The sequence below is a fragment of the Desulfoluna spongiiphila genome (assembly GCF_900101345.1).
GTDB classification, from domain to species: Bacteria; Desulfobacterota; Desulfobacteria; order Desulfobacterales; family Desulfolunaceae; genus Desulfoluna; species Desulfoluna spongiiphila.
In genome coordinates, this window is sequence record NZ_FMUX01000010.1 from 172,103 (window position 1) to 186,432 (window position 14,330).

General features: G+C 59.2%; 11 protein-coding genes. 4 read left to right on the forward strand and 7 right to left on the reverse strand.

The features are described 5' to 3' along the window. The first annotated feature begins 85 nt into the window (after positions 1-85). Both BLQ12_RS14740 and BLQ12_RS14745 read left to right on the forward strand, forming a co-directional pair. The gene (locus BLQ12_RS14740) at positions 86-925 is read left to right on the forward strand and encodes an MBL fold metallo-hydrolase (RefSeq protein WP_092211427.1); all 840 of its coding nucleotides are present in this window, start codon (positions 86-88) and stop codon (positions 923-925) included. A 153-nt stretch (positions 926-1,078) separates the two neighbouring features. Continuing rightward, positions 1,079-1,831 (forward strand): SIR2 family NAD-dependent protein deacylase, encoded by a 753-nt coding sequence (locus BLQ12_RS14745; protein WP_092211428.1) that lies wholly within the window; start codon positions 1,079-1,081, stop codon positions 1,829-1,831. A 349-nt stretch (positions 1,832-2,180) separates the two neighbouring features. On the opposite strand, the gene BLQ12_RS14750 is transcribed toward BLQ12_RS14745, so the two are convergent. The 7 genes from BLQ12_RS14750 to BLQ12_RS14780 form a co-directional block, all read right to left on the reverse strand. Next, positions 2,181-2,624 carry a universal stress protein gene (locus BLQ12_RS14750; RefSeq protein ID WP_092211429.1) on the reverse strand — a complete coding sequence of 148 codons (444 nt, stop codon included), beginning with the start codon at positions 2,622-2,624 and terminating at the stop codon, positions 2,181-2,183. 25 nt (positions 2,625-2,649) lie between these two features. Then, the gene (locus BLQ12_RS14755; protein ID WP_139163989.1) at positions 2,650-3,519 is read right to left on the reverse strand and encodes a serine/threonine-protein kinase; all 870 of its coding nucleotides are present in this window, start codon (positions 3,517-3,519) and stop codon (positions 2,650-2,652) included. Positions 3,520-3,556: 37 nt separating this feature from the next. Next, positions 3,557-4,120 (reverse strand): GAF domain-containing protein, encoded by a 564-nt coding sequence (locus tag BLQ12_RS14760; protein WP_092211431.1) that lies wholly within the window; start codon positions 4,118-4,120, stop codon positions 3,557-3,559. Between the two features lie 330 nt (positions 4,121-4,450). Then, positions 4,451-6,181 carry a DUF6178 family protein gene (locus BLQ12_RS14765; RefSeq protein WP_092211432.1) on the reverse strand — a complete coding sequence of 577 codons (1,731 nt, stop codon included), beginning with the start codon at positions 6,179-6,181 and terminating at the stop codon, positions 4,451-4,453. Positions 6,182-6,378: 197 nt separating this feature from the next. Beyond that, the gene (locus BLQ12_RS14770; protein WP_092211433.1) at positions 6,379-8,100 is read right to left on the reverse strand and encodes a sodium:solute symporter family protein; all 1,722 of its coding nucleotides are present in this window, start codon (positions 8,098-8,100) and stop codon (positions 6,379-6,381) included. A 204-nt stretch (positions 8,101-8,304) separates the two neighbouring features. Then, on the reverse strand, positions 8,305-10,254 hold the full coding sequence (locus tag BLQ12_RS14775) for a phosphoenolpyruvate carboxykinase (GTP) (RefSeq protein ID WP_226860117.1): 1,950 nt from the start codon (positions 10,252-10,254) through the stop codon (positions 8,305-8,307). Positions 10,255-10,620: 366 nt separating this feature from the next. Continuing rightward, positions 10,621-11,268: an XTP/dITP diphosphatase gene (locus tag BLQ12_RS14780; RefSeq protein WP_092211435.1), complete on the reverse strand. Its 648-nt coding sequence runs from the start codon at positions 11,266-11,268 to the stop codon at positions 10,621-10,623. 509 nt (positions 11,269-11,777) lie between these two features. On the opposite strand from BLQ12_RS14780, the gene iorA reads away from it, so the two are divergent. Together iorA and BLQ12_RS14790 are read left to right on the forward strand one after the other, a co-directional pair. Beyond that, complete coding sequence (iorA, locus tag BLQ12_RS14785) at positions 11,778-13,631, forward strand: indolepyruvate ferredoxin oxidoreductase subunit alpha (protein ID WP_092211436.1); 1,854 nt, start codon at positions 11,778-11,780, stop codon at positions 13,629-13,631. Between the two features lie 97 nt (positions 13,632-13,728). Then, positions 13,729-14,322: an indolepyruvate oxidoreductase subunit beta gene (locus BLQ12_RS14790; RefSeq protein ID WP_092211437.1), complete on the forward strand. Its 594-nt coding sequence runs from the start codon at positions 13,729-13,731 to the stop codon at positions 14,320-14,322. Positions 14,323-14,330: the final 8 nt, after the last annotated feature.

Below are 14,330 nucleotides of genomic sequence, written 5' to 3' on the forward strand. Positions count from 1 at the left end.
ATGCCTCAACCCAAGGCGACACCCAGGCCCTTTTTCCTTCAACCCGCATGGAAAAGCACCCATGCCCTGACCCAGAGGGACCGACATGTACATCAAGTGCTGGGGCTCCCGCGGCTCGATCCCTGTCTCCGGACCGGGCTACCTGACCTACGGCGGCGAGACAACCTGTATTGAGATACGAAGCGAATCCAACGACCTTGTGATCATCGACGCCGGAACGGGAATCCGTAACCTGGGCAACCTCATGGCGCAGGAGGGATGCCCCTCGTGCCACCTTCTCTTTACCCATGTCCACTGGGACCACCTCATGGGCCTCACCGCCTTTGCCCCCCTGTTCACCAACGCGTGCCGGATCACCATACCGAGGCTCCCCTTCGGGGGAAGCTACATCGAAGAGTCCTTAGACACCCTGTTCTCACCGCCGCGATTTCCCGTTCCCTACAGAGACATCAAAAAACACATCCGCTTTGCCGATTTTCCCCTGGACAACTTCACCATCGGCGGCCTCACATTTGACACCATCCCCATCAGCCACCCCAACGGAGGCCTCGGCTACCGCATCCGGGAAGGCAATCGCCAGTTTGTCCTCCTCACCGACAACGAGCTGGGCCTGCAGCACGAAGGGGGGGCTTCCTTTGAGGATTTCGCGGCCTTTGTCCAGGGCAGCGACCTGCTCCTGCACGACGCCGAATACACCGACCAAGAGTACGAGACCCGAAAGGGCTGGGGGCACTCCGCCTGGCCCGACACCCTGCGCCTGGCCCTTGCAGCGGACGTCAAGCGCCTCGGCCTGATCCACCACAACGCCGAACACACCGACGACGCCATTGACGACATCGTCAACGCCTGCCGGGAAGAGATCCTCCAGGCAGAATCCCCCCTGGACTGCTTTGCCGTGGGGTCCGACACTGTCATGTCCGTGTAAGGGCCAGCGCGAAAAAGACCAAAACTTCAAGAGCATGCCCCCGGCAGGGCCGCCGGAGGCGCATTCCTTTCATCTCATGGGACATGGAAACCCATCGGCTTGTGTCTGTTTTCATCTTGCGACGGTCCAGGCCCGGTCCGAAAGGAGAAAAAAGTGGAAACCAACATGATAAAAGCGGCCCAGGCCATCACGCAAAGCCGCCTCACCGTGGCCCTCACCGGTGCGGGTATTTCCGTTGAAAGCGGGATCCCCCCTTTCAGGGGACCGGGAAGCCTCTGGGAAAAGATCGACCCGACTGAATTTGCCCACATCGATGCCTTCATGAAAAACCCGGCTCGGGTGTGGGAGGTGCTCATGGGCGCCATGAAAGAGATCCTGGACACCGCCCGGCCCAACAAGGGGCATTTGGCCCTTGCCGAACTCGAACGCCGGGGCCTGCTCTCCGCCGTCATCACTCAGAACGTCGACTCCCTTCACCAAAAGGCCGGAAGTGAGGATGTCATTGAGTTCCACGGCACCTTTGCCACCCTCGTCTGCATGGAGTGCGGCTCGGCAACACCCAGCGCCGACATCCGCCTCAACGCCCTGCCCCCCCGATGCCCCTGCGGCGGCATCTACCGGCCGGACTGCGTCTTTTTCGGAGAAGCCATCCCCATGGACGCCCTGGAACGCTCCCGGGAGTTCGCCTCCCAGTGCGAGGTGATGCTCGTGGTGGGTACCTCGGCCATGGTCCAGCCCGCCGCCATGATGCCGGTCCTGGCCAAACAAAACGGGGCCACCGTCATCGAGATCAACCCCACGCCCACACCCCTCACCACCGGCACCAGCGACATCTTCCTCAAAGGCAACGCAGGCCCCATCCTCACCCGCCTCACCGAGGCCATCCCCATCCCCGCAAGAGGATAGCGGGTCTTAAAAAGCCACTTTTCAGTGGTAACTATTCAGCTTGCGAAAAAGCCTTCTATGGTTAAAGTGGGTGGAAAAAGCTTGCCTCCGGCGGCGAGGTGAGCCACCTCGAAAGCAGGTTGCGAATGCGCTTTCCCCTTCGTTCCTCAGGGAAAATCACATTCGCCTATGGTTCAAATTAAACTGAATCTGTTTTTTTTAAGCCTGTTTATCAAACTTTTCAAAAGTTTGCCCCCCGGCAGGGCCGCCGGAGGCGAACTGAATCGTAATAAAAAAGGCCGCCCATGATTGCTCATCATGGGCGGCCCCTTGTTTTTTTCATGATCGTTTTCCGGCCCTTCCCGGGCCGTCAGTTCACTTTCACCACCAGGACGGCCATGCCCTCCAGGGCCCGCACCAGTTTGATACTGGCGTCTCCCAGGACGAACTCCTCGGCCTTGCTCATGCGCTTGCGCCCGATCACCACCAGGGAAGGGTTGACCCGGCGGGCCTGATCGATGATGCCGTCGGCAATGGTGTCATAAGGTTCGGTGACCATCAAAAGGGTGATGTTCTGCGGGGGCACCCCCTTCTCCACGAACCGGTCCCTGGCCTGCTCCAGCACCTCCATGTAGCGGGCCGGCTGTTTTTTCATGTACTTCTGCCCCATGAGCGCCTCCCCGCCCGACTGCTTGCGGAACACATGGAGCAGGGTCACCTGCACACTCTCGGGGCACCAGGCCATGGCCAGAACATACTCCAGCACCGCCTTGGAGCTCATGGAATCACTCAGAGCAATCAACATGGAATCCATGCCCACCTCCGGTTGGTCTCATCCATTAGAAAACAGAATAAAGGCAGCGAGTAACGTCTTCGATCAGCTCGTCCGTGCTTTCGTAGTACACCTCACACCCCCGGGAAAAATGGAGCAGGATGTTGTTCAGGGACTTGGGGATGTACGGGTAAACCTTGCGCAGGTTCATCACCCGGTTCCCATCTAAAATCGACAGGTCCGTGGCCACCAGGGAGTCAAAGAGGTCGCCGTAGGTACGGGTGTCGTACTTGATCATGTGAAGGGTATGAAACCCTTTTCCGATGGCGTAAAGCAGGATATTTCCCATGCCGAAAATATCCAGCCCGAAGGGGTTCTCCGTGGCCTGGTAGTCGTAGTCGAAGTCGATCCAGGTGTAATTGCCCGACTCGTTGTCGATGATGATGTGGTCGTTTCTCACATCCCCGTGCCGGAACCCGTTCACATGAAGGTACCGCAAGGCCTCGAAGGCCTTGACCAGCCCCTTGAGGATCCCCGGGAGCACCTCTTCAAAGTAGGTCTGGTGGGGCATGTGCAGCCCCTCGATGTAAAAATAAAAATTTTTTCCCCGCACGACCTCAATGATCCGGACGCTGTTGTCCCGGTTGTCGTTGTACTCCACCCCCTGCATGAAGTAGGGGTGGTCCTTCACCAACTCCAGGATCTTTCCCTCCTTCACCGGGTCCCGGAAACACCGGATCTTCACCCCCCCCAGGGAGGTGACAAAGGTCTCGAAAAAAACCAGCTTCATCACCTTCCGCTCGCCGGTGGCCTCATCCACCACCCACTTCACCCACATCTTCGGGTCTTCCACGCCGAAGCGCCCTTCCCGGGCGTTTCCCGTGACCCGGTACTCCCTGCCACCCACCGCCACGCGGTCTCCGATGTCAATGGACATGAAATCGGAGGTATCGGTTACCAGCCGCCCGGCCACCTTACAGCCCTTTGAGCTTTCGAAGGGGAAGGCTGCCCATGGCCACCTTCACTTCGTTTAAAAAATTCTGAAGCCCGTTGTTTTCGATCACCAGCCCATACTGCTCGGCCAGGACCGCCACACTCATGATATCGTCGTCGTGGAGGATCCAGTGCTCGGAGTTGTAGAGCTTTAGCAGCCCCAGGATGTTGTCGCTGCGCTTGATGGGCACCGACAGCATGGAGACGATGCCCTCTTTCTTTACGGCCTCCCTGTTCGTCACCCTCGAATCGTTGGCAAAGTCTTCGAAATAGACCCAGCGGCCCTGGGTAAACTCCCGGAACATATCGGAGAACTCAGGCACCACGCGATTGTACTCCTCACTGAGCCCATGGCTGCAGACATTGAAGAGCTGCTTTTCCCGGTCATCAAAAAGAAGGATACTGGCCGCTTTGATCTCAAAGGAGATGCAGATGCTCTCCACCAGGTGGTGGCCCAGCATGGTGACGTCTTCATAACGGGAAATGGCATGGCTGATGGCCCGAAACTGCGGCAGACCGATCTTCCTTTCCGGTTCAAAGGTCATGGAACCTCCTTAAAACGACGCCCACAAAAGGGGAGCCCATTCACTAAGGATGCGAGGTGCGGAACAAAATCAGAAAATGGATGATATAACGGGTCTGTTGCGGTTGTCCGGTAGGGAATGGAAAGATGCAGGAAGGAGGGCACCGGACCCAGAAAGAGAAAAAAGCGTTTCCGAAAAACGGTCAATCCGGCGCCAAGGGACGCTCAGGTGACGCAAAGGGGAACGTGAGTAAAATGCTACTCCAGAATCCGCCGGGGAGTCAACACCCTTTTCAGCGGACAGCCCGTCCCCCTGCCCCCTTTTGGGAGGCAGTGTGCCTCCCAGGGGGACCTAATCGGCCTGGGTCAGGAAAAGGTGGATAAAACGGGCATCTGCCTGGGCGGGGTCCAGGTGGGCGTATTCATCGGCAACCTCCCCAAAGAGGCGCTCCAGCCCTTCGGCCAGCCGCTCGCTGATCTCCACCCGGCTCAGCCCCGTCTCATCTGCAAGCCAGGCAAGGCAGTGGGCCTTGGCCTCGTCCGAGATGTGCCGCGTCTCCCCTTCGCCGGCCCAGATCCCGGCCAAAAGGCGCTTCACCTGAGCAAGGGTCAGGAGCCCCTGGTGGCCCGCGTCTCCCAGCCATGCCGGCGCCCACAGGGTAAGCAGCAGGCTCTTGAGGGTAAAGTTGGGGCCCTTGAAGGGCTCGGGGTCCGGGTCCAGCAGGCTGAGCACGGCGTCGATGCCCATGACATCGGCCATCACCGTTTCCGTTGCCTCGATATCGGCCAGGCTCTCGAATTCCCGGTAAAGGGACCCGCTCTTGTAGTTGTCAAAATAAAGGGGCCGGTTGAGGAGCAGGCCCCCTGCAACCCCCATCCACGCCTCGCCCAGAAGGGAGAGGGGCAAGCCGCGCCCTAAGAGCCAGCTCTCTTTGCGCCAGCGGTCGGCCTTGAACTTGAGGCCCATGGCCAGGCCGTATCCCACCCGGAAAATCTCTTCAAGACCCGCCTCGGTGAGCCACGCCCCAAGCCCCTTGTCCTCCTCGGCATCCCGGTTCAAGGCTTCAAGGCCAAGGGAAATATACCCGCAGACCTTCTTCACAACCGAAGAGAGCTCGGCGCGCTCCCGCACCGGTTTCTGGTCGGCGGCAATGACCCGGTTGCACAACACGGCAAATTCCATCTGAAGGGCAGAAAGAAGCGCCCCGTCGTCCAGCCCCGCCAGGGCGTCGGAAAAAAGGGAGCCTTCCAGGACCACCCCGGTGTGGGCATGGGGAACCACGGTGGCCGCGTCCAGGGGCGGCGTCTTGCGGAGCCCCTTGTGCAGGTCGTCCGGCCCCAGGGGAGCATAGACCCCCAAGGCTTCGTCAAAGGGCAGGAACCCTTTCTCGGAAAGCCGGACGTTGCGCAGGCGATAGCTCTCCTCCTCCACCTCGGCGGAAAGAACGCTCATGGCCTCCAGCATCACGCTCTGGAACCGGGGGTTGTCTCCTTTGGAGAGGGTCTGGAGAAGGGAAAACACCACGTCGTTGCGATCGTCCGGGTGGATATAGGGAACGCCCTCCTCCACCGGCTCGTCCGCAACCTCACGGTGCTTGATGTAAAACCAGTCGTCAAAGGTGAACCAGCCGGGCCCGAACTCGGACGGATCCTCGTTTTTCTCCCGGACCCTCACCTCGATATGGCGGGCCAGGTAGTCTTCGAAAAAGGCGGTGTGTTCCACCAGCATCCAGTTGACACACCGCCTGGGATCGGCCTTGAGGAGCAGGTCGAACCACCGGGTCAGGCCGTCCACATCCAGAAGGTCCCGCTGCCACACCTCCACATCGACAAAGTACTCCCACTGCTCGGAGGAGGCCACGGCCAGAACGGGCAGCGCGTCCTCCACCCCAATGTCGTTGACAAGGAAGTAGAGGTCCTGATGGGGAAACGACTGCACCAGGGCCGCAGGGGTCGGGTCGCTGATAATGGCGTCCAGCGCCTTCTCCGGCTCCATGCCCATGATTTTCAGGCGGCGCTCATAACGCGCCGCGTCTGCAGGAGAGAGGCTCCCGTTCAATTCCATTTTCTCTTCAAGATTCATCTGTTTTCCTCATATGGCATGGACCGACCTGCTCGCACAGCGCCAGGTCTGTAAGGGATCGATAAAAAATACTCCCGGAGATGCGTCACATCCCAGGGGCCGGGAGAGCCCCGAAGCACACCCGCCCTCATCTGTGGGCCACCTAAAGTAATGCCGGTCTCCCGCTCTGTCAAAAAACCGGTGTCCCTTACCAGGGGCTACGGCCTCCAAAGACGGGAAATGACATACCCGATGACAAGGGCCAGGGAGACCAGAAGCCCCGCCTGAACGAACTTGAGGAACATAAGGCTCCCCATGCCGAAGCAGAAGGCATACACCCCAATGGCCCCCATCCCCCAGAGCAGGCAGGCCCGCCCGAAGTTGGGGCGCCACGCAATGTCGGGGTATTTTCTGTAAATAGGGCCCCAGAAGGCGGGAAAGGGCTTCACCCGCTCGCAAAAGGCCACAAGGTGCGCCTCGTCATCCGGCTCCGTCATGAAGCAGACCACCACCCAGCTGACGGTGCAGATCCCCACCACGATCAGAAACCGGTACTCCCACCGGATATGGGGAATGGCATCCCAATACCCAAGGGCCTTGCCAAACTTGGGGGACAGCAAGGTGCTGGTGAGCCCCGATGCGGTAAGGGCTGTGATCTCCGCCCAGGCGTTGACCCGCCACCAGAACCATCGGATCACGATGACGATGCCGTACCCGGCTGTGATCATGGACATATAATACCAGGCATCGGCCACGGAATCGAGGTTATAGGCCACCAGCACCGCCACAAGGAGCATCAGCACCGTACTCACCTGGGAGGCACGCACATAGTGTTTCTCGGAGGCCCCCTTGACCATGAACCGGCGGTAGATGTCGTTGACCATGTACGAGGCGCCGTAGTTGATGTGGGTGTCCACCGTGGACATGAAGGCCGCCATGAGAGAGGCCATCATCAGCCCCAGCACCCCGGAAGGTAGCAGGGTGGTCAGCAGCATGGCATAGCCCGTCTCAGGGCTTGCGGCATCGGGAAAGGCGATGAGGGACACCATGGCGGCAAAAATCATGGGCCAGTAGTTGAACCCGAAGGCCAGCACCGCAAAAAAAAGGGTGGCCTTGGAGGCATCCTGCTCGCTTTTTGAGGCGATGATCCGCTGGGTGATGGCAGGGGGCGGGTTGCCCCACCACTTCAGGGTCATGAACACCACAAAGGTGACAAAAAACGGGGTCCCCACCTCCGGGAGGAAGGAGAGGCGAAGCCCGGCGTCTGCGGCGCCGTATTTTTCCGTGAACCCGGCCACCACCTGGTCGATGCCGCCGATGTACCGCCAGGCATAAAAGGCCAGGAGAAAGGAGCCCACGCTCCCGATAACAAACTGGATAAAGTCGGTGGCGGCAATCCCCCAGAGCCCGCTCATGGCCGTGTAGATCAAGGTGAAGAGCAGAAGCACGAAGAGCAAAAGATCCCGGTTGGCCCCCGGGACCACCACCTCGGAGAGGGTCCACACCGCCTTTAAAATCCATCCCAGGGTAATGGCGTTGGCAAACACCCCGAAGTAGAGCCCTTTAAAGGCCCTGAGCACCGCAGCCTGGGGCCCGGAGTACCGCAGCTCGATGAGCTCTGCCGTGGTGATGATGCGCGAGCGTCGCAACATGGCCGAAAAGAGAAAGGCGCCCAGGGTCCCTGCGCCGCCCAGGACGAAGGACCAGGCAAACCACACCCCCGGGATGCCGTTTTCGGCCACCAGGCCGGTGATGCCCAAAGGGGTGTCGATGGCAAAGGCCGAGGCCACCATGGAGACCCCGGCCAGCCACCAGGGAAAAGAACGGCCCGAGACAAAATAATCATCCACGCTCTTAAGGGCCCGACGTGAAAAATAGAGGCCCAGAGCCACGCTGAAAAACAGATAGCCCCCGACAATCGCCCAATCCAGCTGGGTCATAACACCTCCGTATGCAGTTGATAACAGTTCAGTCCCCACCCATATCAGACTTGGGGTAACGTGGCACGTGATTCCGGCAACGCGGGCTCGCACATGCTGAAGGGGTCACCCGGCAGGGCTGCAGCCCCCACAAAAAAACGGCCCCACCCGGAACATGTCCGAGCGGGGCCGTCGTCATCTTAAACTCACACAAAAAAGAAAACCCTAGGCGGCGGTTTTCTCCTTGAGCGCTTCGGGGCTCACAACGGAACCGAAGCTCTCTTTGAGGGACTCAAGCCCTTTTTTCTGCTCCTTCAGAACCTCGAAGAAACGGGCGGGGATGTCCTCTTCCTTGCCGTAGGCTTCGTTCTGCAGGTCGATACGGGCCATGATGTTGTCCACGTAAAGGGAGAACTGCTTGGTGTAGAGGTCCATGGGGTAGGGCTTGTCCAGAATATCGGCGAACAATGCCTTCAGGTCCTCGTACTCGGGGATGATGCCGATGGGGGTCTCGATGCCGCCCACCTCGCCGTTGAAACGGCGCTCAAGCCATGAGAGCCAGACCTTTACGTCCCGCTTCTCGCCCAGGAGCTTGGTGGACTCGCCGCCACGCGCCTTGTGGGTCAAAAAGTAGTTGAGACCGGCCATGAGGGGCCGCTTGCCGTCTGCGATGCGCTCGTTGGCCCAGAAGGTAAACTGCGCATCCATGTACTCGCCCAGGGCGCCGGGGATGAAAGGAGCGTTGGCCCAGGGGGCACGTTTCACACCCGTGGCTCCCACTTCGGTGGCGGTGGCGGCGGAGACGATGCAGGCGCCGATGGCCACACCGTGGTCGGAGTTCTTGGCAACCCATACGGGAGGCATGGTGTCGGCATCGCGACCGGAATAGGTGATGACGCTGGTCTCAACGCCGTTGGGGTCTTCGGAAGAGGGAGAGTAGTTGGCCAGGGAGCTGGCCACCAGGGTGGCACGGGAGTTGGGATGGGAGACAGGAACGGGCTTGCCCTTCTCATCCACCATGCCTGCTTTCCACTCGCCCTGGAAGTTGCGGCCGCTGACAGGTGCCTCTTCGCCGTTGCCGGTCCACTGGGGCTTGCCGTTTTCGTCGATGAGGACGTTGGACCAGATCACCTCGGTGCCCTCTTCGCGGAGCAGGGGCATCAGGCCGGGATCCCCTTCCTGGTTCACGTCTTCCACGATGCCGAAGATTCCGCTTTCCGGGTTGATGCTGCGGACGGTGCCGTCTTCGGCAATCCACATCTGGGCCAGGTCGTCCCCCACAAAGTGGTGACCGGCCATGGCCGTGGTGGTCTTGCCGCAACCGCTGGGGGCGGCACCCGCAAACCAGGTGGTCCGCTTGCCGGGGCCTTCGATGCCCGTGATGAACATGTGCTCGGAGAGCTCATTGCCACGGTTCTTTACCGCCTTGTCCACGGAGAAACGGTGGTTGCCCTTCTTCATCAGAAGGGTGTTGCCCGCGTAGGTGCAGTTGATGGAGTAGGTGGTCTGGTCGTTGCGGTCCATGTAAACACGGGCGTTGGGGAGGTCTTCGGAGCGGTTCAGGCCCTGGGAGTGGAGGTTGGTGTAGAAGTACCCCAGGCGATCCACCTCGTTGTCGAAATCGTTGAAACGGTTTCGATAGAGCATCTCCGCGCTGTGGGCCACATAAAAGGAGCTGGTGATCTGAAGGGAGGGGTTGGAGCCCAAAGCCCCCACGGGACCACGCATGTAAAGACCGACGATCATGGTCATGCCCTTCATGATCCCGCCCATCTTCGCCTTGACGTCGGCAAGGCCCTCGGTGCGATCGATGCGGTTGGCAAGGGAGCTTACCTTTTCATCCGGCTCGGCCAGGTAGAAGGTGCGGTCGGTGATGCGGCCCTGCTCCTCCTTGAGCTCGAAATGGATGGTGTGGTTCGGCATGGGGAGAGATTCCTCTTCCCCGTTGGCCAGGGCGCCCTCGCGCACAGCCTGTCCGTCCGCCTCGGATCCGGTGTTGATGAAAATGCTGTCCGGCGTGCAGAGTTTCGCAGCGTTGGCGATGGTCTTCACCACCTCCTCGGTGCGAATCTGTTTAAGTTTCGCCAGGGTCTCAGCGTCCATGCGAGCCTCGAGAAAGGCCACGGCCTCCTCAAGCGTCTCGATCCCCCCAATCATCTCTTTTGTCTGTGCCATGTTCATCCTGATCCTGAAAGTGTGATGACAACTCGAAGCCTCTTCGTCGCCGGGCAATACTTCACACCCGACCTTCTCATGCGCCCTTGTGCCGCAACCCCATGCGGATAATAAAGGCCTGAGAGGCTATCTTCGAGTCCTCATACGTTGGAATGTGAATACATCTTTAAAATGTGCGCGTTCTGTATTTTCTTCACCGGGGGCGGCAAACAACAACAGGTCACAAGGCCCCGAAACACCCCCCGGGCGAATCCGTGGCACCCGCCTTGTCCCTTATTCCGCATGCGCGAAAAAAGGAAAAAACGGCCCACCCTTCACCCGCGGGTTCAACGTTGTCCGGGCCATGTGTGCATCAGGGCCTGATCATCACCCCTTGCACTCAAACCGCTCCTGCATCGGCGTGTGCATGTCGATCCAGGTCAGCACCTTGTCAAATTCGTCTGCCACCTCTTTCAAAGCCCGGCCCCTGTGGCTGATCTCCCCTTTCTCTTCCATGGTCAGCTCCGCAAAGGTTTTCCCTTTGTCGGGGCAGTAGAAGAGCGGGTCGTAGCCAAAGCCGCCCTCACCGGAAGGCGCCTGGGCAATCACCCCGTCGCAGCGGCCTTCGTAGGTCAGAGCCTGCCCTGTGGGCATGGCGATGGAGAGAACACACTGAAACGCCGCCCTGCGATCCTCAACACCAGCCATCTGTTCCAGAAGCTTGGCGTTATTGGCTGCGTCATCGGCATCCTCTCCGGCATATCGGGCCGAATAGACCCCGGGCTCACCATTCAGGGCCTCCACCACCAGCCCCGAATCATCGGCAATGGCGGGGAAACCCAGAACACGAGCCGTAAAACTCGCCTTCTTATAGGCGTTGTCATCAAACGTGTCACCGTCCTCAACCACCTCGGCAATGGGCCCGAAGTCATCAAGGTTTTTAAGCGTTACCGGAAATCCTGAAAGCAGGGCCCGGATCTCTTCGGTCTTTCCTTTGTTCCGTGTGGCCAAAACAAGTATGACGGACTTATCCATGGAGCGTACCACCCTTCCCAGGCAACGGCGCTGGCCTTAAAACGGCGACACCGTTGCGTAAATATATGTTGACGGGCATCGCAAGCATCTGTTCCTTTAGAAAAAACAACGCCAAACGGCCCGATCTTAAACAATTTACACTTTCTATTAATGTATAAACCAAGGGCTTGTAAAGGCTTTTGGGGCATGAGATGCCAAGGTTTTCCAAGCCGAACATTTCCGCACTTTTTTACCTCTCCAAACGAACATCTTGTTCATTTTCGAACCGCCTTTTCAGCCCATCTGCACCGAAAAGAACACCGCCCAAATAGAGGGTGCCTCCATACTACAAAAAAAACATGCCAAAAAGCCCTCTTTTTATTGCGGCGGGTGATATTCAGGCCGCTCCATTCACCCGATTTACCCGGATCCGATCCCCCGAGCCCTTGACATTCGGGGCTATCACGTCTAAAAAAATGAAGATTTAACTTTAACGAGAACGTCAACACCCATCCATAAGGAATTTTGCCATGCACAAGCTTCTCACAGACAACCCGGGCCAGAAGATGCTCATGCTGGGCAACGAGGCCATTGCACGGGGCGCCATCGAAGCCGGCGTCGCGTTTACCGCCTCTTATCCCGGGACGCCATCGTCAGAGATTTCCCTCAACTTTTTTCAGATGTCGAAAGAGAGCGATCTCTATTTCGAGTACAGCATCAACGAAAAAGTCTCCGTGGAAGTGTCTGCGGCAGCGGCGAACTGCGGCGTTCGAAGCATGTGCGTGATGAAACATGTGGGGATGAACGTGGCGGCCGACGCGCTGTTGACCCTTGCCTACATCGGCGTCACCGGCGGCATGGTGATCTTAACCGCCGACGACCCCTTCATGTTCTCCAGCCAGAACGAGCAGGACAACCGCTACTACGGCAAGCTCGCCGGACTCCCCGTGCTGGAGCCCTCCTCCGTTGCCGAAGCCAAAGAGATGACCAAGCAGGCCTTTGAGCTCTCCGAAGCCCTGGGCGAGCCGGTGATCCTGCGTACCACCACCCGCATCAACCACTCCACCGGCGTGGTGGAACTGGGCGACATCACGGAGCGCAAGACCAAAGGGGACTTCATCAAGGACCCCATGCGTTGCGTCACCGTACCGGCCGTCTCCCGCGGTCTCCATGTCAAGCTCCTGGCCAACCTGGCCAAAGCCGAAGAGATCGCCTGCACCTCTCCGATGAACCGGGTGGACGGCGAAGGGACTTTAGGCATCATCGTCAACGGCGTCAGCTACAGCTACGTCAAAGACGGCCTCAAGGACCTGGGCGCCACAGACAAGGTAAAGGTCCTCCGGCTGGGCTTTTCCAACCCCCTTCCCAAGGAACTGGTCCTGGGCTTTATTAAAGGATGCGAAAAGGTCCTTGTGGTGGAAGAGGGCGAGCCCTTCATGGAAGAGGCGGTTAAAGCCGTGGCCCAGGAGAACGGCCTCACCCTGCCCATCTGCGGCAAAGGGGAGCACCTCTTCTCCCGCCTCTACGAGTTCGACCCCAAAATGGTCCGCAACATCATGGCCTCCTGCTTTGAGCTGGCCCCGGTCCCCAGCCAGAGCGTGGATACCTCCAACGTGCCTGAAATCCCCAACCGTCCGCCCAACCTCTGCGCCGGCTGTTCGCACCGGGCCACCTTCTACGCGGTGAAGCAGGCCACCCAGGGCATGGACGTCATATTCCCCTCGGATATCGGCTGCTACACCCTGGGCTTTATGCCTCCCCTCTCCACCGGGGACTTCGTGCTCTGCATGGGCGCCTCCACCAGCACCTCGGCTGGCTTTTCCACGGTAACGGACAAGAAGGTCATCTCCTTTGTCGGAGACTCCACCTTCTTCCACTCCGGCATCATGGGCCTGATGAACGCGGTGTTCAACAACCACAACTTCACCCTGGTGATCCTGGACAACCGCATCACCGGCATGACGGGCCACCAGCCCAACCCCGGCGTGGACATGGACGAGATGGGTTTTGAAGGATACAACTCCATCGACATCGAAGGGCTCGTGAAAGCCGCAGGCGTCAAGCACGTCTCCGTGGTCCGTCCCTACAACCTCAAGAAGAGCATCGCGGCCATCAAGGAAGCCGTTGAGTTTGAAGGGGTCTCGGTGGTCATCGCCAAGGAGAAGTGCACCCTCTACGCCAAGAGCCTCAAGCAGCTCACCGGCAAGAAATTCCAGGTAAACCCGGACAAGTGCAAAAACCACAGGGACTGCATCGACACCATCGCCTGTCCCGCCTTCACCACCGAAGGGGGACGGGTCCGGATCAACGAGGAGATGTGTGCCGGCTGCGCAATCTGTGCCCAGATCTGCCCCGAGAACGCCATCCTGCCCGTGAAAAAGTAGACACGGCGGCTCCATGAACGACACCGGCTCCGCCCGTTTCTCGACACAGGCCGGAGCCTTCGTCATAACCTTTTTTTAAACACAAGGTGACACCCATATGGATACCAAAAGACTGATCATCGTGGCGGTGGGCGGCCAGGGCAACCTCCTGGCATCCCGGGTTCTGGGCGAAGCGGCTCTGCTCCAGGGCATCCCCGTGCACATGAGCGAGATTCACGGCATGGCCCAAAGGGGCGGTGTGGTGGAATCCTCCATCGTCTTCGGCGATGCCGAAAGCACCATCATCTCAGACGGCGAAGCCGACGTCTTCGTCAGCTTCGAACCCTCCGAGGCCCTGCGCGCCCTGGGCCGATGCAAAAAAGAGACGGTGACCATCACCAACCTGTCTCCCCTGCCCCCCTTCACCGTGGCCATCGGCAAAGGGGTCTACCCGGAGATCGACAACGTCACCGAGCTTCTGGCCGAAAAGACCAAGCGCCTCATCGCCTTTGACGCCGTGAAGCTGGCCGAAGAGGCCGGAAACGTCCTCTCCGTAAACATGGTGCTCCTGGGCGCCCTCATCGAGACAGGCGTCCTGCCCGTCAATGCCGAGGCCATCCGTGAGGCCATCTCCACAAAGACCAAAAAAGCCTTTGTGGACGTGAACCTGAAAGCCTTTGAGCTCGGCTTTGCCGAGGCGGCAAAGCACTAAAGGCCCTG